This is a genomic window from Nocardia sp. CC227C, from assembly GCF_030767025.1.
Classification (GTDB): domain Bacteria; phylum Actinomycetota; class Actinomycetes; order Mycobacteriales; family Mycobacteriaceae; genus Nocardia.
Genome location: NZ_JASITE010000004.1, coordinates 387432 through 406648 on the forward strand (window position 1 = coordinate 387432; position 19217 = coordinate 406648).

18 protein-coding genes are annotated in these 19217 nt (G+C 69.1%); 12 read left to right on the plus strand and 6 right to left on the minus strand.

The features are described from left to right. Positions 1-96: 96 nt before the first annotated feature. Together QMO76_RS10370 and QMO76_RS10375 are read right to left on the minus strand one after the other, a co-directional pair. A complete protein-coding gene (locus QMO76_RS10370) occupies positions 97-1041 on the minus strand; it encodes a 4-(cytidine 5'-diphospho)-2-C-methyl-D-erythritol kinase (protein WP_306360982.1) in 945 nt (314 codons plus the stop codon). 133 nt (positions 1042-1174) lie between these two features. Continuing rightward, the gene (locus QMO76_RS10375; protein WP_306360983.1) at positions 1175-1927 is read right to left on the minus strand and encodes an SDR family oxidoreductase; all 753 of its coding nucleotides are present in this window, start codon (positions 1925-1927) and stop codon (positions 1175-1177) included. A 75-nt stretch (positions 1928-2002) separates the two neighbouring features. Here QMO76_RS10375 and QMO76_RS10380 point away from each other — a divergent pair, with 75 nt between their 5' ends. The 5 genes from QMO76_RS10380 (at position 2003) to QMO76_RS10400 (ending at position 6762) form a co-directional block, all read left to right on the plus strand. Then, positions 2003-2620 carry a TetR/AcrR family transcriptional regulator gene (locus tag QMO76_RS10380; RefSeq protein ID WP_306360984.1) on the plus strand — a complete coding sequence of 206 codons (618 nt, stop codon included), beginning with the start codon at positions 2003-2005 and terminating at the stop codon, positions 2618-2620. Positions 2621-2709: 89 nt separating this feature from the next. Continuing rightward, positions 2710-2916: a heavy-metal-associated domain-containing protein gene (locus QMO76_RS10385; RefSeq protein WP_306360985.1), complete on the plus strand. Its 207-nt coding sequence runs from the start codon at positions 2710-2712 to the stop codon at positions 2914-2916. A gap of 1 nt (position 2917) precedes the next feature. Beyond that, a complete protein-coding gene (locus tag QMO76_RS10390) occupies positions 2918-3814 on the plus strand; it encodes a hypothetical protein (RefSeq protein ID WP_306360986.1) in 897 nt (298 codons plus the stop codon). Further along, positions 3814-6051, plus strand: coding sequence for a cation-translocating P-type ATPase (locus QMO76_RS10395; protein WP_306360987.1), 2238 nt, complete (start codon positions 3814-3816; stop codon positions 6049-6051). Before QMO76_RS10390 ends, QMO76_RS10395 begins: the two co-directional genes overlap by 1 nt. 192 nt (positions 6052-6243) lie before the next feature. Further along, a complete protein-coding gene (locus QMO76_RS10400; protein WP_306360988.1) occupies positions 6244-6762 on the plus strand; it encodes an LpqN/LpqT family lipoprotein in 519 nt (172 codons plus the stop codon). Between the two features lie 34 nt (positions 6763-6796). Here QMO76_RS10400 and rsmA read toward each other — a convergent pair whose 3' ends face one another. Together rsmA and QMO76_RS10410 are read right to left on the minus strand one after the other, a co-directional pair. Continuing rightward, the gene (rsmA, locus tag QMO76_RS10405; RefSeq protein WP_306360989.1) at positions 6797-7675 is read right to left on the minus strand and encodes a 16S rRNA (adenine(1518)-N(6)/adenine(1519)-N(6))-dimethyltransferase RsmA; all 879 of its coding nucleotides are present in this window, start codon (positions 7673-7675) and stop codon (positions 6797-6799) included. Between the two features lie 198 nt (positions 7676-7873). Beyond that, entirely contained in the window at positions 7874-9034 is a 1161-nt protein-coding gene (locus tag QMO76_RS10410; RefSeq protein WP_306360990.1) for an alpha/beta fold hydrolase, read from the minus strand. Between the two features lie 139 nt (positions 9035-9173). On the opposite strand from QMO76_RS10410, the gene QMO76_RS10415 reads away from it, so the two are divergent. After that, positions 9174-9941, plus strand: coding sequence for an SDR family NAD(P)-dependent oxidoreductase (locus QMO76_RS10415; RefSeq protein ID WP_306360991.1), 768 nt, complete (start codon positions 9174-9176; stop codon positions 9939-9941). A gap of 91 nt (positions 9942-10032) precedes the next feature. Here the strand turns inward: QMO76_RS10415 and QMO76_RS10420 are convergent, their stop codons facing one another. Together QMO76_RS10420 and QMO76_RS10425 are read right to left on the minus strand one after the other, a co-directional pair. Further along, positions 10033-11160 (minus strand): resuscitation-promoting factor, encoded by a 1128-nt coding sequence (locus tag QMO76_RS10420; protein WP_306360992.1) that lies wholly within the window; start codon positions 11158-11160, stop codon positions 10033-10035. Between the two features lie 210 nt (positions 11161-11370). After that, positions 11371-12198 carry a TatD family hydrolase gene (locus QMO76_RS10425; RefSeq protein ID WP_306360993.1) on the minus strand — a complete coding sequence of 276 codons (828 nt, stop codon included), beginning with the start codon at positions 12196-12198 and terminating at the stop codon, positions 11371-11373. Between the two features lie 68 nt (positions 12199-12266). Between QMO76_RS10425 and metG the strand changes: the two genes are divergently transcribed. From metG to QMO76_RS10455, 6 genes are all read left to right on the plus strand, one after another. Next, entirely contained in the window at positions 12267-13850 is a 1584-nt protein-coding gene (gene metG, locus QMO76_RS10430) for a methionine--tRNA ligase (RefSeq protein ID WP_306360994.1), read from the plus strand. Between the two features lie 404 nt (positions 13851-14254). Continuing rightward, complete coding sequence (locus QMO76_RS10435; protein ID WP_306360995.1) at positions 14255-15307, plus strand: 3-oxoacyl-ACP synthase III family protein; 1053 nt, start codon at positions 14255-14257, stop codon at positions 15305-15307. A gap of 7 nt (positions 15308-15314) precedes the next feature. After that, positions 15315-16229, plus strand: coding sequence for a hypothetical protein (locus tag QMO76_RS10440; RefSeq protein ID WP_306360996.1), 915 nt, complete (start codon positions 15315-15317; stop codon positions 16227-16229). Next, positions 16226-17899 carry a fatty acid CoA ligase family protein gene (locus tag QMO76_RS10445; RefSeq protein ID WP_306360997.1) on the plus strand — a complete coding sequence of 558 codons (1674 nt, stop codon included), beginning with the start codon at positions 16226-16228 and terminating at the stop codon, positions 17897-17899. The genes QMO76_RS10440 and QMO76_RS10445 overlap by 4 nt, the downstream gene beginning before the upstream one ends. Further along, positions 17899-18171 carry a hypothetical protein gene (locus QMO76_RS10450; protein ID WP_306360998.1) on the plus strand — a complete coding sequence of 91 codons (273 nt, stop codon included), beginning with the start codon at positions 17899-17901 and terminating at the stop codon, positions 18169-18171. Before QMO76_RS10445 ends, QMO76_RS10450 begins: the two co-directional genes overlap by 1 nt. Next, positions 18168-19211, plus strand: coding sequence for an NAD(P)-dependent oxidoreductase (locus QMO76_RS10455; protein ID WP_306360999.1), 1044 nt, complete (start codon positions 18168-18170; stop codon positions 19209-19211). Before QMO76_RS10450 ends, QMO76_RS10455 begins: the two co-directional genes overlap by 4 nt. The last annotated feature ends 6 nt before the right edge of the window (positions 19212-19217 follow it).

A 19217-nucleotide genomic window follows, 5' to 3' on the forward strand; every position in this document is an offset into this window, starting at 1 on the left:
ACGTCTGCTGCCGGTCGCGCGAATCCACTCACATCGGGACGCGGACCGGCGGCCACGACCGTGGAGACTTCTGGGCGTACCCAGATCCTTACGAAATCAGTTGTCACCGGGTCGGTGCACGCCGGGGTCCGATACGACCCGGGCTCCGGGCACCGGACCGCTGGCGGTGCGGACGCTGCGGCAGACGCCCGCGCCCGAGAGTTCGGCGGCGACCGCCACCGCGGCCTCCTCGCTCTCGCAGAGGAAGGCGCAGGTCGGACCGGAGCCGGACACGATGCCCGCGAGCGCGCCCGCCGCCACGCCGCCACGCAGGGTGCGGCGCAGTTCCGGTTTGAGCGACAGGGCCGCGGCCTGGAGATCGTTGCCGAGCAGCGGTGCGAGCTGCCGCGGGTCGCCGGAGGCCAGAGCCTGTAGCAGCGCCTCGGGGCTGTCCAGGCGGGGCGGGTCGCCGACCTCGCGCAACCGGTCCAGTTCACGGAAGACCTCGGGTGTCGACAGCCCGCCCTTGGCCAGCGCCAGCACCCAGTGAAAGCTGTTGCGGGACAGCACCGGAAGCAGCTTCTCGCCGCGCCCGCGGCCCAGGGCGGTGCCGCCGTGCAGCGCGAACGGCACATCGCTGCCCAGTTCGGCGGCGATATCCAGCAGCTGCTCGCGGCTGAGCCCCAGTTCCCACAGGTCGTTGAGCCCCACCAGCGCGGCCGCCGCGTCGGCGCTGCCCCCGGCCATGCCGCCCGCGACCGGAATCCCCTTGTCGATGGCGATGTCGACCAGCGGCGCGCGGCCGTCCAGATGTGCCAGCCGGACCGCCGCCTTCCACACCAGATTGGTGCGGTCGGTCGGCACCTCGGCCGCGCCCTCCCCGGTCACCTTCACCGCGAGCGAGCCCGCGGGCGCGAGCCGCACATCGTCGCTCAGCGACAGAGCCTGGAATACCGTGGTGAGGTCGTGGTATCCGTCGTCGCGCAGATCGCCCACCCCGAGGTGCAGATTCACCTTCGACGGGGCGCGCACGACCACGGGACCGGGTACAACAGACAGCACGCGCCAAGCCTAGTGCGCACCGGCCCCCGAGAACGAACGGCGGCACGGCCGCCGGGCAGCGCACCCGGCGCACCGTGCCGCCGTCCCCGGATCGGCGGAAGCACCGCCCACCGGCCGATCCGTGACTCCGCGTCTACAGCAGGGCACCGCCGGTGGCGTCGATCCACTGGCCGGTCACCCAGCGGGAATCGGCCGAGGCGAGGAAGCCGACCACATCGGCGATATCGTCGGCCTGCCCGACCCGCCGCAGCGGCGACATGGCCGCGACGGTCGCCTGTGTCTCGTCATTGCGCAGCCAGGCGGCATTCATATCGGTGTCGACGATGCCGGGCGCGACCGCGTTGACGGTGATGCCGCGCGCGCCGACCTCCTTGGCGAGGATCGCGGTGAAGGCGTCGAGCGCGGCCTTGGTCATGGTGTAGGCGATGAGCTGCGGCATATGCGCGCCGTGGGTGAGTCCGGTGGAGATGTTGACGATGCGGCCGCCGTCGCGCATGCGCTCCAGGGCCGCTCGGGTGATGAAGAACGGGGCCTTGGTGTTGACGGCGAACACGCGGTCGTAGGACTGCTCGTCGGTACCCGCGATGGGTTCCCGGATGCCGTCGGTGCCCGCGTTGTTGACCAGGATGTCGAGGCCGTCGGCCTGGGCGTCGTAAGCCTCGAACAGCGTCCGCACGTCGCCGGGCTCGCCGAGGGTGGCCTGAATCGCGAAGGCCGATCCGCCCGCCGCCTCGATGGCCGCGACGGTCTCCTTCGCGGCGGCCGCATTGCCGTTGTAGTGCACCGCGACCCGCGCCCCGTCGCGGCCGAGTCGTTCCGCGATACCGCGTCCGATGCCGCGGCTGCCGCCGGTCACCAGTGCGGTCTTCCCTGTCAGCGTGCCCATGTCGAAACCTTTCTCTAGCGGTCGCTACAGAAGGACGGTAGCACATTAAATAGCAGTCGCTATAAAATAGACCCCATGGGCGCACCGACGCGGGGACGACCCCGCTCCTTCGATCGAGATGCCGCGCTGGACAAGGCGATTCACCTGTTCTGGCGCAAGGGATACGAGGCCACCTCCACCCGCGATCTCACCGAGGAGCTCGGCATCGGCGCGCCGAGCCTGTACGCGGCCTTCGGCGACAAACTGCAGCTGTTCACCGAGGCGGTGCAACGCTTCGGCGAGTGCTACGGCGGATTCGCCATGCGCGCCTTCGCCGAGGCGCCCACGGCACGCAGTGCGGCCGCACGCCTGCTGCGCGAGGCCGCGGCGGCCTATACCGAGCCCGGTCGCCCACCCGGATGCATGGTGATGAGCGCCGGGGTCAATACCACCAACAGCGAGGTCGCCGCACTGCTCCGGGATAAGCGCAATCGCAATGTGGCAGTGCTGGAGGAACGCATCCGAGCCGACGTCGCGGCCGGGATCCTGCCCGCGGATACCGATCCCGCCGCGCTCGCGCGGTACACGGCGGCGGTTCTACAGGGCATGTCCCAGAGCGCGCAGGACGGCGCGACCGCCGCCGAACTGAACAAGGCCGCGGAACTGGCCATGCACGCTTGGCCCGAGGAGATCGCGCGCCGGGACTTCCGGTGACGGGCTTGCGCTAGGTACCCCTTGGGGGTACCTTCATCGGTGTCGGGGATACCCCCGCACCGTATGATGAGCGCGAGAAGGAGTCTGACATGGCCACCAGCACCTACACCGTCACCGGGATGACCTGCGGCCACTGCGTCGGTTCGGTCCAGAAGGAGATCGGCAAGATCGACGGTGTCACCAATGTCGACGTGGACCTCGCGAGCGGTCTGGTGAAGGTGGAGTCGAACGCTCCCCTCACCGACGCCGACGTCGTGGCCGCCGTCGACGAGGCGGGTTACCAGGTGGCGGGCTGAGATGAACGATCGACTGAGGTTCGCCGCGTTCGGTGGCGGACTGGTCGTGCTGTTCGGGGCCGCGCTCGGGATCGGCGCCCTGGTGGGCGACCCGAGCCCGGCCTCGAGCCACGACACCTCGCAGAGCCGGACCGACCAGCACGACGCGTTCGGACTCGACGCCAGCGCATCCGGCTACACCCTCGGCGAGATCAGCGCACCGAGCACCGCACATCAACCCGGCGTGCTGAGCTTCCGGATCACCGGACCATCCGGAACCGTCACCGCCTACGACGAACAGCACGAGAAGGATCTGCACCTGATCGTGGCCCGCACCGACGCCGGCCAGTACCGGCATGTGCATCCGGAGCTGGCCGCGGACGGCACCTGGTCCATCGACTGGACGTGGAAGGAGCCGGGCACCTACCGGGTGTTCGCCGATTTCGCGCCGACCGGCGGGCCGGGCGGGCTCACCCTGAGCCGGACCGTCACCGTGACCGGGCAGACCGCACTCCAGCCCCTGCCGCCGCCGTCACGAACCGCCGAGGTGGACGGGTACCGGGTCACCCTGACCGGTGATCTGACCACCGCCGGAAGCCGATTGGGCTTCACCGTCACCCGGGACGGCGAACCGGTCACCGATCTGCGACCCTACCTGGGCGCGTACGCGCACCTGGTGGCGCTGCGGGCCGCCGACCTCGCCTACCTGCACGTCCATCCGCAGGGCGAGGTAGGCAGCACACCCCCCGGACCGGAGGTCGCCTTCCACGCGGAAGCGCCCACCGCCGGGGAATACCGCCTGTACCTGGATTTCTCACACGACAACGCGGTGCACACCGCGGAATTCACCATCGCAGCCACTGCCGCCCCCGTCCCGGCCGATCCGGGAGGGCTCGGAGAACACGAAGGAGGTCACTGATGAGCGCGCCGACTACCGAGCGGTCCGTCGAACTCGAGATCGGCGGTATGACCTGCGCCTCCTGCGCCTCCCGAATCGAGAAGCGGCTCAACCAGATCGAGGGTGTCAATGCGTCGGTCAACTACGCCACCGAGAAGGCCAGGGTCGACTTCCCGGCGTCGGTGAGCGCCGACGATCTCATCGAGCAGGTCACCGAGGCCGGTTACACCGCGGCCGTGCACGCCACCGAACCGGTGCGCACCGAGGCGGCCGAGCACGATTCCCGTCCCAGCGCCACCGCGGAGTTGCGGCACCGGCTGCTGGTGAGCCTGGCGCTCGCGCTGCCGGTCGTGGCCATGTCCATGATCCCGGCATTGCAGTTCGACAACTGGCAGTGGCTCTCGCTCACGCTGACCGCGCCCATCGTGGTGTGGGGCGGCGCGCAGTTCCACCGCGCCGCCTGGGTGAACGCCAAGCACGGCACCGCCACCATGGACACGCTCATCTCGCTGGGCACCATCGCGGCCTTCAGCTGGTCGGTGTACGCGCTGTTCTTCGGCGACGCGGGTATGCCCGGCATGAAACACCCCTTCACCCTGAGCATTTCGCGCACGGACTCGGCCTCCACGCTGTACTTCGAGGTCGCGGCCGTGCTGATCGTGGCCATTCTGGCAGGCCGGTACTTCGAGACCCGATCCAAGGAGAAGGCCGGATCGGCGCTGCGCGCCCTGCTCGAAATGGGTGCGAAGGAGGTGTCGGTGCTGCGCGGCGGCGCCGAAACCCGCATCCCGGTGGCCGATTTGACGGTCGGCGAGGAATTCCTGGTCCGGCCGGGCGAGAAGATCGCCACCGACGGCGTTGTGGTGAGCGGCAGTTCGGCCCTCGACATGAGCATGCTGACCGGCGAGTCCGTGCCCGTCGAGGTCGGCCCCGGCGACGAGGTGGTCGGGGCGACGGTGAACGCGGGCGGCATGCTGACCGTGCGCGCCACCCGTGTCGGCGCGGACACCCAGCTGGCCCAGATGGCCAAGCTGGTGGAGGACGCGCAGAACGGCAAGGCACAGGTGCAGCGGCTCGCCGACCGGGTGGCCGGGGTCTTCGTGCCGATCGTCATCGCTATTTCCGTTGCGACGCTGGGCTTCTGGCTCGGCACCGGAACGGCCACCGCCGCCGCGTTCGGTGCGGCCGTCGCGGTGCTGATCATCGCCTGCCCGTGCGCCCTCGGCCTGGCCACCCCGACCGCGCTGCTGGTCGGCACCGGGCGCGGTGCGCAGCTGGGCATCCTGATCAAGGGTCCGCGGGTGCTGGAGTCGACCCGGCGCATCGACACCGTGGTACTGGACAAGACCGGCACCGTGACCACCGGCAAGATGACGCTGGCGGAGGTGATTCCGGCCGCCGACCAGAGCGCCGACGATCTGCTCGCGGTGGCCGCGGCGGTGGAGCACGGTTCCGAGCACCCGGTTGCCAAAGCCGTGGTGGACGGTGCCGCGGCCGAGGGCCTGCCCCTGGAGCCGGTGGAGCAGTTCGTCTCCCACGGCGGCAAGGGCGTGCGGGGCCTGGTGGGTGAACGCGCGGTGGTGATCGGACGCACCTCGCTGCTCGATGATTGGTCGATCGCGCTGCCGGAGTCGTTGGCGCAGGCCAAGTCCCAGGCCGAGGCCGCCGGGCACACCGCCATCGTGGTGGCCTGGGACGGCGCCGCCCGCGGCGTGCTGGTGATCGCCGACGCGATCAAATCCACCAGCGCCGAGGCGATCTCGGACCTGAGGGCGCTCGGCCTCACACCCGTGCTGCTGACCGGAGACAATGCCGCCGCCGCCCGCACGGTGGCGGACCGGGTCGGCATCCCCGAGGTGATCGCCGAGGTGCTGCCCAGTGACAAGCTCGACGTGATCAAGCGGCTCCAGGACGAGGGCAAGGTCGTCGCCATGGTCGGTGACGGCGTCAACGACGCCGCCGCCCTCGCCCAAGCCGACCTCGGCCTGGCCATGGGGACCGGCACCGATGTGGCCATCGAGGCCAGCGACATCACGCTGGTGCGCGGCGACCTGCGCACGGTGGCCGCCGCCATCCGCCTGTCCCGGGCCACCCTGGGCACCATCAAGGGCAACCTGTTCTGGGCGTTCGGCTACAACGTCGCGGCCATCCCGCTGGCCGCGGCGGGCATGCTCAACCCGATGCTCGCCGGTGCCGCCATGGCGCTGTCCAGCGTCTTCGTGGTGAGCAACAGCCTGCGCCTGCGGCGCTTCGCCTAGCCGCACGCGGCACGAATCGACCGGGTCGGTCGGGATCGCCCCACGGCGGCACCGACCGACCCGGTCGCCGTCGCATCCGACCCCGATCCACCCGGTCGCTCGCGAACCAATCCACCCGGTCGCCGATCGTCGCGGGCCGGTCCATGGCAGACTCGCCTGCGGCCATCCGTTGTCCAGCCGAGAGGATCTCTCGTGTCCACCCCCACCGGCCCCGATGGGCTGCCCAGCATTGCCGAATACCTCGCCTCGGCGGGCGTGCACGTGGAGTCCGTCGCGCCCGGAGACCCTGGTGCACCGCAGGTCTCGATCCCGGTGCCGGAGGGGTGGCAGCAGATGAACCCGGCGCAGTTCCCCGGCGCGTACGGGGTGTGGGCGACCGCGCCGGAGGGCGGCTGGGCCGACAACGCCGTGGTGCTGGTCGCGAAGTTCTCCGAGCCGATGGACTCGTCCAAGCTGCTGGAGTGCGGGTTCACCGATGCGCGGCGGCTGCCGGAGTGGCAGGAGCTCGACACCCACACCGGCGAATTCAACGGCTTCCCGTCCTCGGCGATCACCGGCACCTACGTGGTCGAACCGATGACCCTGTGGGCCTACAACCGGTACGTCATCCTCGAGGATCGCTATCTGGTGCAGCTGACCGTCACCACGCGCGCCGACCACGACGGCGCGGACGCGGCAGCCATTGTCGCGGGGCTGGCCGTTTCCGCCTGAGCCGGAGCGGCGGTCTCGATCCCGCGCGGCTGTCTCAGCCTTGTTCGGCCAGGCGGACGAAGGCCGCCGTATCGAGGGTCTCACCGCGTGCGGTGGGCGCGATTCCCGCTGCCACCAAACGCTTTTCGGCTTCGGCCGGGGAGCCCGCCCAGCCCGCCAGGGCGGCGCGCAGCGTTTTGCGGCGCTGCGCGAAGGCCGCGTCCACCACCGCGTAGACCCGCTGCCGGAACTCGGCGTCCTGCGGCCACGGGGAGACGGTGAAGCGGTCGATGCGGACCAGACCGGATTCGACCTGCGGAACCGGCCAGAAGATCTGGCGGCCGACGGTTCCGGCACGGCGAACCGGACCGAAGAAGCCCGCCTTGACGCTGGGGACGCCGTAGACGCGGCCACCGGGCTCGGCGGCCAGGCGCTCGGCCACCTCCAACTGCACCATGACGAGTGCGGTTCGGATGCTGGGCAATTCGGCCATCAGCGTCAGCAGCACCGGGACCGCGACGTTGTAGGGCAGATTCGCGACCAGCGCCGTGGGTGCGGCGGGCAGATCGGCGGCGGTGACCTTCATGGCGTCGGAGAGCACCACCGTCAGGCGATCGGACAGCTCGGGGGCCCGCGCCGCCACCGTATCGGGCAGGGCGCGGGCGAGCACCGGGTCGATCTCCACCGCCACCACCCGGTCGACCACATCGAGCAGCGCCAGGGTCAGCGAACCGAGTCCGGGTCCGACCTCGAGCACCACGTCCTCGGGGCCGACCCCCGCCGTGCTCACGATGCGCCGCATGGTGTTGGCATCGTGCACGAAGTTCTGACCGAGCTGCTTGGTCGGCCGCACCCCGAGCCGTTCGGCCAGCTCCCGCACTTCGGCGGGACCCAGCAGAGCGGCTCGACCACGGGCGATATCGGACTCGGACACGCCGCCAAACGTATCAACACGGCCGCGCCGAGCACGCACCTGCCCGCGCCGTCGCTCGCCCCACGGCCACCTCTCCCCCGCTGCTCCGTCGTCGCTCGAACGACGGCGGCAGCCGCTACCGCATGGTCAGGCGCCGAGCGGCGGCCACCCCGACCACCGGCCGTTCCGCCGTCCGCGCCCGCCGCCTCCGGGCGCGTCTCACGGCAACGTCGGCGTGGACAGCACCCGGGCTACGAAGCCCTCGATGGCCGCCCACATCTCCGGGTTGAGTTCGGTGTGCTCACCCATGCCGACGACCGTCGAGTAGTCGACCCCGTTGGCGGTGAACTGCGCGGCCAAAGCGGCGTGCAGCGGTGACGGAACCACCTTGTCGGTGGCGTTGAGCAGCAGCAGGATCGGGGCGTCGTAGCCGCTGGTCGGCACCGCCATGTAGTCGGTGACGGCGGTGCGGAAGCGCTCGTCCGCGAGCGGCCGGGCCAGCATCTCCCCCACCGAGATGCCGTCCACCACCCGCATGATGCCGTCGAAGCAGAGGCCGCTGGCGTCATCGAGGACCTGGCGGCCGCGTGGGGTGAGGTAGCTGTCCAGGTCGAGTTCGGGACGCGTATCCCGCAGTCCGGCGAACATGCTCACCACGAATCCGTCGATGGCATTGCCGAGCTGGCCCGGCACCGCGGGCACGTACGGCCCGACGAGCGGGGCGACCTTCTCGATATCCGAGGCCGGATCGACGGCGATGGTCCCCCGGAAGTCCAGGTCGGGCAGCAGCGCCGCTTGCAGGTGCGCGGTGCCCAGCGCCGCGTGGCCGCCCTGTGAGAAGCCGGTGACCGCCCACGACCGCGACAGATCGGAGCGGATCTCGCGCGCCGCCCGCACCAGGTCGATGGTGGCGGTCGCCTCGGTGCGCGTCTCCAGATACGGGTGCGGTCCGGTGTCGAACCGGCCGAGCCCGAGGAAGTCGGGCGCGACCACGGCGAAACCCTTGTTCACGAAGTACTGGAGGACCGCGTCCTCCTTGGGTCGGCTGAATCGGCTGCCGGCGCTCTGCCCGCCGCAGCCGGGGCCGAGCCCGGAGGTGCCGTGGTCGTAGGCCATGATCGGCCAGCCGCCCAGGGGCGGCGTCCCTTCCGGAACGATCAGGGCCCCACTGGCTTTCACCGGCTCGCCGTTGGAGCGCGTGGTCCAGTAGTCGACGGAGTACCCGTTGGCCATCCCCCGCCAGCCGGCGGGCTGCGCCTCCACCGCGATCGGTGTGCCCTCGGCCGCCGCCTGCGCCGGGGCCACCGGAACACTCAACAGCGCTCCCGCCGACACCGTCGCCGCGGCCAGGACACGCGTCCACCCGCCGAACACTCGCATGCGATCCTCCATCAGGTCCCCGACCCGGGAATGACTATCGAACCGCCATGCAGCCTAATGAACTGAACAACGGTCCAATCTGAAGATTCTCTGGCAATCCGCCGTTGACCCCACCTGTAACTTGTTCTAATTTCGGGCGATGGATCGCAGATACGACGACCGTCGCGTACTCGTCACCGGCGCGGGCTCCGGCATCGGACAGGGCATCGCCCTGCGACTGCTGGCCGAGGGCGCGCAGCTGGTCGCCGCCGACGTCAACGAGACCGGACTGGCCGCCACCGTCGAGGCCGCCCCCGCCGACCAGCGCGACCGGCTGCGCGCCCTGGCGGTGAACGTGGCCGATCAGGAGTCCACCCGCGCCGCCGTGGCCGAGGCGACCGAGTTCCTCGGCGGCCTGGACGTTCTCGTGAACGCGGCGGGCATCATGCGCGGCGGGCACACCCACGAACTACCCCTGGAGACCTGGAACCAGGTGCTCGCGGTGAACCTCACCGGCACCTTCCTGATGGTCCAGGCGGCCCTGCCGCACCTGCTCGAATCGCCGCACGGCGTCGTGGTGAACTTCTCCTCCACCAGCGCGTTCGGCGCGGCGCCGTATATGGCCGCCTACGCCGCGTCCAAGGCCGGGGTCAACGCGCTCACCCACTCCATCGCGCTCGAGTACTCGAAGCAGGGCCTGCGCGCGGTGAATATCGTGCCCGGCGGCATCAGCACCGCCATCACATCGAATCTCGACATCCCCGCCGACGCGGACTGGACCCTGATGGCCCGCCTGCCCGGCTGGCTGGAGGGCGGCGCGCTGGGCAAACCCGAGGACATCGCGGGTGTGGTGGCCATGGTCGCCTCCGAGGACGGCCGCTACATGACCGGCACCGAACTCCGCGTGGACGGCGGCGCGCTCATGTAGCGGCCGACGACCGCTGCGAGCGACAGTCCGCGTGGGTCATGTGAGCAACGGCCCGCGCGGGCGATACGAACAGCCGAAGCGGGAAGCCCGCTCAGCTCAGGCCCAGTCGGCTGGTGCAAGCGGGCCAGGCGCCCCAGCCCTGTCGCTGCCGGGTCACCTCGGCGATGGCGATCTGCTCCTCGCGGGTGGCCAGGTCGGCGCGCGGCGCGTAGCGCAGTCCACCCTGCCGGGCCCAGGTGTTCGCGTCGAACTGAATGCCGCCGTAGTAGCCGTTGCCGGTATTGATGGCCCAGTTGCCGCCGGACTCGCACTGGGCCAACGCGTCCCAGATCGCGCCGTCCCGCACCGGCGGCACCTCGGTGCCGGGCTTGGCGCCCTTGCGGATGGTCTTCGGCTCGGCGGGGACGATCACGGTCGAATCGACGAGTTCCCGGCCCGCCTCCTGGCCGTTCACGATGGAGACGGCGAAGGTCGCGTCGTGCACGCCCGGCTTGCCCGGATTCTCCACCACGGTCCGGCTCATGTTCAGCTCCGGATCCTCGATGATGTTCTCCGGCGGATCGAGAGGGATTCGCTCGGTGCGGTTCTCGATCACCCGCCGGGTGACGACGATCCTCATGCCGTCGGTGAGCGGGGTGTCGGCGGCGGGCTCCACGGTGTCCTGGTTCACCAGCGGGCGGCCCTGTACCTTCAGCAGTTCACCGACGGTCGGCGCGGCCAGCCGGACCAGCGTCGGCGCGCGGCCGTTGTCGGCGAGTTCCAGTGTGCGCGGGCTGGTCACCAGCAGCTGCCCACCCTCGAGCGGCAGCGGCGTGGGCCGGGCCGGGGAGGTGAACACATCGCTGGGCAGGCTCAGCTTCACCAGCGCCTCGGCGACGGTGAGCGCGGTGGTCCACACCTTCTGCTGCTGACCGTCGACGGTCAGCGCGACCTCGCGGGCGCGGTTGAGGGTGATGGTTGCCCCGTCGGCGACGGTGGCGTTCGCGGCCGGGCTCACGTCATCCTTGTCGTCGACCGAGAATCCGGCCGCCTTCAGCACCCCGCGCACGTCGCGGTACATGGTGCTCTGGATGTACTTCTGGCCGTCGACCACGACGGTGACCGTCTTGTGGTTCACGATGGCCAGGCCCGCGCCGACGACGAGCGTGACGAGCATCGCCGCGATGGCGCCGTACAGCAGCGGCGAGCGCGACGAGTTGATCTTCGTCAGAGCGTTCATCGGAAATCCCGGCATGGTCACAGTACGATAACGAGGGGGTCATGAATTGACAACCACTCCACGCGTACCGGGGCGTTTCAGAATAACGACCCGATATCGAAGCGCTGGTTGGTCACGATTCGGCTAGATCATAGTGAGCGAAGCCACACCGCGCGACCCACGGATCGACAGTGCGCAAACCCGTGACTTTCTCGCAGAAATCGTGCGACCTCAGATTCCGTAGACCAGCCGCGCATTCGCCGTGGTGATCTTGGCCAGCCGCACCGGATCCTGTTCGCGAAGTTCGGCCAGCGCCCGCACGGTGTACGGCAGGCAGTACGGCTCGTTCGGCGCGCCGCGGAAGGGATGCGGGGTCAGGAAGGGCGCGTCCGTTTCGACGAGAATCCGCTCCTCCGGCACCAGTTTCGCGGCCTCCCGCAATTCATGGGCATTCTTGAAACTGACGGTTCCGGAGAAACTCAGGTAGTAGCCCTCCTCCACGCACGCGACGGCCATGTTCGCGTCGGAGGAGAAACAATGGAAGATCACCGTTTCCGGTGCGCCCTCGTCCAGCAGGACGGCGAGCAGATCATGATCGGCTTCCCGATTGTGGATCATGAGCGGTTTGCCCAGTCGCTTGGCCAGGTCGATATGCCAGCGGAAAGCCTCGACCTGCTCCTCGATCGCGGCGCAGCCGTCGAGCTTGCCGGGCCAGTAGTAATCGAGGCCGGTCTCGCCCACGGCCACCACGCGCGGATCGCCCGCCAGCTTCTCCAGCTCCACCTTGGCCGCGTCGTCCAGCGCGGCGGCGCGCGTCGGATGCAGGGCCACGGCCGCGTAAACCCGCCGATCCCAGTGCGCGGCGCGCACCGCGAAACGGGCGGCCTCGAGATCGTCGGCGATCGTCACCACCTGACCGACCCCCACGGCCTGGGCCCGATCCACAATGGCGGCAACCGATTCCGCATCGCTCGCGCCGCAGGCGTCCAGATGGGTGTGCGCGTCCACCAGCGGGGACAGCGGTTCGGGCGGTTCCGGCGCGGGTCGCTTCTTACTCATCGACACCACCGCTTACAGGGATATTGAGGGGAGCGGCTGAAGGCACGCCGATTACAGTAGGACACACCATGAGCGCATCCGACCGCACCGCCACCCCTGGCGCATCAGCACCGGCCTTCTACATCACCACGGCCATCGCCTACCCGAACGGTGCGCCGCACATCGGGCACGCGTACGAGTACATCTCCTCCGATGCCCTGGCCCGTTTCAAGCGACTCGACGGCTTCGACGTGTTCTTCATGACCGGCACCGACGAGCACGGCCAGAAGGTGCAGCAGGCCGCCAAGGCCGCGGGCGTGCCCGAGCGCGAGTACGCGGCGGGCAACTCGGACGTGTTCGAGCGGATGGACTCCGCGCTCGACGTCTCCTTCGACCGGTTCATCCGCACCACGGACGCCGACCACCACGCCGCCTCCATCGCCATCTGGGAGCGGATGGCGGCCAACGGCGACATCTACCTCGACACCTACTCGGGCTGGTACTCGGTGCGCGACGAGGCCTTCTACACCGAGGAGGAGACCACCGTCCTCGACGACGGCACCCGCGTCTCCACCGAGACCAGGACGCCGGTGGAGTGGACCGAGGAGTCGAACTACTTCTTCCGGCTGTCCAACTACCAGGACAAGCTGCTCGAACTCTACGAGACGCGACCGGAGTTCATCGCGCCCGCCACCCGGCGCAACGAGATCGTCTCCTACGTGAAGGCCGGGCTGAAGGATCTGTCCATCTCCCGCACCACCTTCGACTGGGGCGTGCCGGTGCCGGGCGATCCGGCGCACGTCATGTACGTGTGGGTGGACGCGCTCACCAACTACCTCACCGGCGCGGGCTTCCCGAATACCGATTCCGCCGAGTTCCGGAAGTTCTGGCCCGCGGATCTGCACATTATCGGCAAGGACATCACCCGCTTCCACTGCGTGTACTGGCCCGCCTTCCTGATGTCGGCCGGTATCGAGTTGCCGAAACGCGTGTTCGTGCACGGGTTCCTGTACAACAAGGGCGAGAAGATGTCGAAGTCGGTCGGCAATGTGGTCGATCCGATGCAACTGGTCGACACCTACGGCCTCGACGCCGTGCGCTTCTTCCTGCTGCGCGAGATCTCCTACGGGCAGGACGGCTCCTACAGCCACGAGGGCATCGTCGGGCGCATCAATACCGACCTGGCCAACGAGTACGGCAATCTGGCGCAGCGCTGCCTGAAGATGGTCGCCCGCGACTTCGGTCCCGTGGTGCCGACGCCCGGTGAGCTCACCGCGGACGACAAGGCGCTGCTGGAACGGGCGAACGGGCTGCTGGAGAAGGTGCGCGCCGAATTCGACCAGCAGCAGATCCATCTCGGCCTGGAACAGCTGTGGCTCACCCTGGGCGAGACCAACCGCTACTTCTCCGCGCAGGCCCCGTGGACGCTCGCCAAGGCGGGTACGCCGGAGGACACCGCCCGGGAGGGCACCATCCTGTACGTGACCATGGAGGTGCTGCGGATCGTCTCCATACTGGTGCAGCCGGTGATTCCGGGTTCGGCGGACAAGATCCTGGATCTGTTGGGCCAGACCGGCCGCACCTTCGCCGATATCGCGACGCCGATCCAGCCGGGCACCGCACTGCCCGAGCCGGAGGTGGTCTTCCCGAAGTTCCGGGACCCTGCGGCGTAACCTCTCGAAAAGGGCTGTCGCCCAGACAGTTTGCTCACCGCTGGCCGGGTACGAGAAATCGTGCCCGGCCGCCGTGCTTTCGGCGGTCGGGAGGCGGTGAAGTCTCTCACAGCGAAACCGTCAGTCCGATAATCAAGACTGGTCGTTCGCACAGATTTGCCCGGGTAACCGATCGTTGGCCCCGCGCCCACCCGGACACCAAGATCACCTGATCACCCGAGGCGAAGTACTGATAGCCGAACCATATGCAGTTCGTGAGACTTTCAGTTACAGAAATTGTGAGATACCCAAATGTCTCAGACAGCCGACCCCGATCGACGATGTCGCAGACGAAGTTACCCTCGGGTAGCCTTCCATGCGTCCCCGCTATCGAATGAATTGCTCCCTACTTCCGAGGAGTCCCCGTGCCGTATTCACGATTCGAGGCGATCGGCGCATATCTGCCGTCCAAACGAGTCACCACCGAAGAACTCGTATCGCAATTGAAAACCGCGCCCGGCTTCGATCTCGAAAAGATCACGGGCGTCCAGGAGCGGCGCTTCCGCTCCACCGAACCCGGGCACATCGAAGATTCCTTCACCCTCGCCATGAATGCGGTGGAGGACTGTCTGTCCAGGTCACAGTATGCGGCCTCGGACCTGGACGTGATCATCTCCACCTCGATCACGCGGTCCAAGGACGGCACCAAGATGTATATGGAACCCTCCTTCGCGGGTGCGATCGGCCGTGCCATCGGCGCGCGTGACGATGTCATCACCTTCGATCTGTCGAATGCGTGCGCGGGAATGCTCACCGGCACCTACATTCTGGATCGAATGATTCGCTCGGGTGCCGTACGGCGTGGAATCGTGGTCAGCGGCGAGGCCATCACCCCCATTGCGGAAACCGCCGTCGAAGAAATCTCCGAGAAATACGACCTGCAATTCGCCTCACTCACCGTGGGCGATTCCGGTGCCGCCGTCGTACTGGATGAGGCGGTCGACGATGCCGACAAGATCCACTACATCGAGCTGACCACGGCCTCGGAGTACTCGCACCTGTGCCTGGGCATGCCCAGTGACAAGTCACAGGGTGTTGCGCTCTACACCGACAACCGGAAGATGCACAACGAGTCACGCTTCCTGCTGTGGACCGACACCCAGGGCACATTCCTGGAGCAGCAGGGCAAGTCCTTCGCGGACGAGCAATTCGACTACATGATCCACCACCAGTTCGGTGCGGGCGCGGTGCCGTTCATCAACGCCATTGCCGCGCGGGAGTTCGGCGTGCCGATGCCGCCGGACCTGAATGTCATCCACAAGTACGGAAACACCTCCACCACTTCACATTTCATCGTGCTGCACGACCAGCTGAGCCAGCAGGCCATTCCGGCCGGATCCAAGCTGCTCATGGTCCCGGCCGCCTCCGGCGTGGTCGCCGGATTCCTGTCCACCACGATTTCGTCGCTGAAGGTCTGAATCTGCTATGGGCGTGCGCATCAAATCCACCGGAACCAGCCGGGACACCGATACTTTCAGCATCGTCGAGCACAGCGCTCGCGCGGCGCGGCAGAGCCTGGAGCGGGTCGGTGTGCGGCCCGACCAGGTCGGCGTGCTGATCAACACCGGCGTGTTCCGCGACTCCAACACCGTCGAACCCGCCGTCTCGGCGCTGATCCAGAAGGCCGCCGGGATCGGGCTCGACTACACCAAGGAGGACCCCCGGTCGTTCTCCTTCGACCTCATGAACGGCGCGGTCGGCGTGCTCAACGGCGTGCAGGTGGCCCAGTCGGTGCTGGCCACCGGCAGCGCCGAGCACGTGCTGGTGGTCTCCGGCGACACCCACCCGTCACTGACCCGGGCGGCCGCAGACGACGAATTCCCCTACGCCACCGCGGGTGCCGCGCTGTTGCTGGAGTTCACCGACGAGCCGGAGGGCTTCGGCCGGGTGCACACGGTCTCGGGCGCGGGCGCCCCCGCCGTCGAGTCCTATGTCGACGTCGCCACCATGGGCACCGTCGGCCGCGGTCTGATGACCGTGGAGCGCGACGCCGACGCCGAGGACCGGCTGCTCGCGGTCGCCGTGCGGGCAGCGCGGGCCGCGCTCGACGAGGCGGGTGACATCGATCCGGCCGACACGGCGGTGATCGCCTCCACGCCGAGCGCGGCGTTCCCGGCGCGACTGGCCGCCGAACTGGGCATCGCCCCCGAGGCGGTGCGGACTCCCGATCTGTCCCAAGGCGATCCGCACACCGCCGCACTGCCGCTGGCCTATGACGCCGCCGCACAGGATGATTCGCTCGCGGCGTACCGACAGGTGCTCTTCGTCGCAGCCGGCGCCGGTCCGGCCGCCGCCGCGGTGCTCTACCGCCTGCCCGCCCTCGCCGGGGCCGCCGCGTGACGGCGGGCACCTATTGGCAGGCCATCGACCGCTTCCGGGCGGTCGTGGCCGACCGGCCGGATCGCGAGGCGGTGATCTTCCCGGGCGGTACGAACCCGTCCGGGCTGCCGGACTACCGGTATCTCACCTATCGCGAACTCGACGCCTGGTCCGACGCCATCGCCGAACGGCTGAGCGCGGCCGGTGTCGGGCGCGGCACCCGCACCATCGTGCTGGTGCTGCCCAGCCCCGAGCTGTACGCGATCATGCTGGGGCTGTTGAAGATCGGGGCCGTCCCCGTCGCGATCGACCCGGGCATGGGCCTGCGCAAGATGCTGCGCTGCCTGCGCGCCGCCGACGCCGAGGCGTTCATCGGCATTCCGCCCGCGCACGCCGCCCGGGTGCTGTTCCGCAACTACTTCCGCGGGGTGCGGGTGACGGTGACGGTCGGCAGGCGCTGGTTCTGGCGCGGCCCCACCCTCGCCTCCTGGGGCACCCGGCCGACCGGGTCACTGCCGCAGCGCGATCCGGCTCCCGACGACGAGTTGCTGCTCATCGCCTACACCACCGGCAGCACCGGCCCGGCCAAGGCCGTGGAGATGACGCACGGGAATCTGTCGGCCATGGTGGAACAGGTGCACGCCGCGCGCGGCCACGTCCCGCCGGACACCTCGCTCATCACCCTGCCGCTGGTCGGCATTCTGGATCTGCTGCTCGGCTCGCGCTGTGTGCTGCCGCCGCTGATTCCCAGCCAGGTCGGGTCCACCGATCCGGCACACGTGGTGGACGCCGTCAACCGGTTCGGCGTGAAGACCATGTTCGCCTCCCCGGCCGTGCTGATCCCGCTGCTGCGGCATCTGCGACACACCGGGGCGGCGGTGCCGAGCCTGCACAGCATCTACTCCGGCGGTGCGCCGGTGCCGAACTGGTGCATCGCGGGCCTGCGCGAGGTGCTCAGCGCCGACGCCGAGATCCACGCGGGCTACGGCTCCACCGAGGCGCTGCCCATGTCCACCATCGAATCGCGGGAGCTGTTCGACGGTTTGGTGGAGCGGTCGCAGCGGGGCGAGGGCACCTGCATCGGCCGCCCCGGTGACCGGGTGCGCGCCCGCGTGATCGCGATCACCGACGAGCCGTTGCCCACCTGGGATCGGGTGGAGGAGCTGTCCTCGGAGCTGTACGCCACCAACGGGATCGGCGAACTCGTGGTCTCCGGGCCGAATGTGAGCACCCGCTACTTCTGGCCGCCGGAGGCCAATGCCGCGGGCAAGATCCACGACGGCGACACCGTCTGGCACCGCACCGGCGATCTGGCCTGGATAGACGCCGAGGGCCGAATCTGGTTCTGCGGACGCAAGAGTCAGCGCGTGCACAGCGCCGACGGACCCATGTTCACCGTGCAGGTCGAACAGGTCTTCAATACCGTGCCCGGCGTCGCCCGCACCGCGCTGGTCGGGGTGGGACCGCGCGGCGGGCAGACGCCGGTGCTGTGCGTGGAGGCCGAGCCGGGTGCGGACATCGACGCGATCGCCGTGGCGCTGCGCCAGCGCGCCGCCGAATTCGAGGTCACCGCAAAGGTTTCCCGCTTCCTGTTCCACTCGAAGTTCCCGGTGGACATTCGGCACAATGCCAAGATCGGCCGCGAGCAGCTGGCGATCTGGGCGCAGCGGCAACTAGGGACGGAGAAGTAATGAAGGTTCTCGCACTGCGCGCGGTCCCGATCCTGGGCTGGCTGTACCTGGCCGTCGGCCTGATCGCCGCGCTGACCGGTCGCGCCCCGGCCAATCGGCTGCTGCACGCGGTCTTCTGGATCGACGCGTTCCTCAGCATCGTGGTGCACGCGGCCCAGATTCCGGCCGCGCTGCGCGCCGCCGAGGGCAGCGGCACGTCACCGGTCGAAACCGCCGTGCTGACCCAGATCTTCGGTCTCACCTGGTGGAAGACGCAGGAGGTGGCGGCGTGAAGGCACTCGTGACGGGCGCGTCCGGATTCCTCGGCGGCGCCATCGTGCGCCGCCTGGTCCGCGACGGCGACTACCAGGTGGCGATCCTGGCCCGGCCCACCAGCAATCTGCGTGACCTCGCCGACGTCATCGACCGCATCGAGATCGTCACCGGCGACCTCACCGACGCGGGCTCACTCGACAATGCCACCAAGGGCGTGGACGTGGTGTTCCACAGTGCGGCGCGGGTCGACGAGCGCGGGACCCGGCAGCAGTTCTGGGCCGAGAACGTCAGCGCCACCGTGCAACTGCTGGCCGCCGCGCGCCGCAACGGCGCTTCGCGCTTCGTCTTCATCTCCAGTCCCAGTGCGCTCATGGACCGCGACGGCGGCGATCAGGTCGACATCGACGAATCGGTGCCGTACCCGAGCCGCTACCTGAACCTGTACTCCGAAACCAAGGCGGCCGCCGAACGCGCTGTGCTGTCGGCGAATTCGGAGAACTTCCGCACGTGTGCGCTGCGCCCGCGTGCCATCTGGGGCGCTGGCGACCGCAGCGGGCCGATCGTGCGGCTGCTGGGCAAGGCGGCGGAGGGCTCGCTGCCGGACCTGTCCTACGGCAAGCAGGTGTTCGCCTCGCTGTGCCACGTCGAGAACATCGTGGAGGCCAGCGTCGCGGCCGCCGCGTCGGACCGGGTCGGCGGGAAGGCGTACTTCGTCGCCGACGCCGAGAAGACCGACGTGTGGGGCTTCCTCGGCGAGGTCGCCACCGAACTCGGCTACCAGCGGCCGAGCCGACAGCCGAATCGGCGGGTGCTCGACGCCGTGGTGTCGGTCATCGAAACCATCTGGCGGGTACCGGCCGTCGCCACCCGCTGGTCGCCGCCGCTGTCGCGCTACGTGGTGGCGCTGATGACCCGCACGGCCACCTACGACACCTCGGCCGCGGCCCGCGATTTCGGGTACGCGCCGGTGGTGGACCGGGCACGGGGGCTGCGCGAACTGCTGGCCTGGCTCGAAACCCAGGGCGGCGTCGAGGAATTGACCAAGAACCTTCGGTGATTGAGA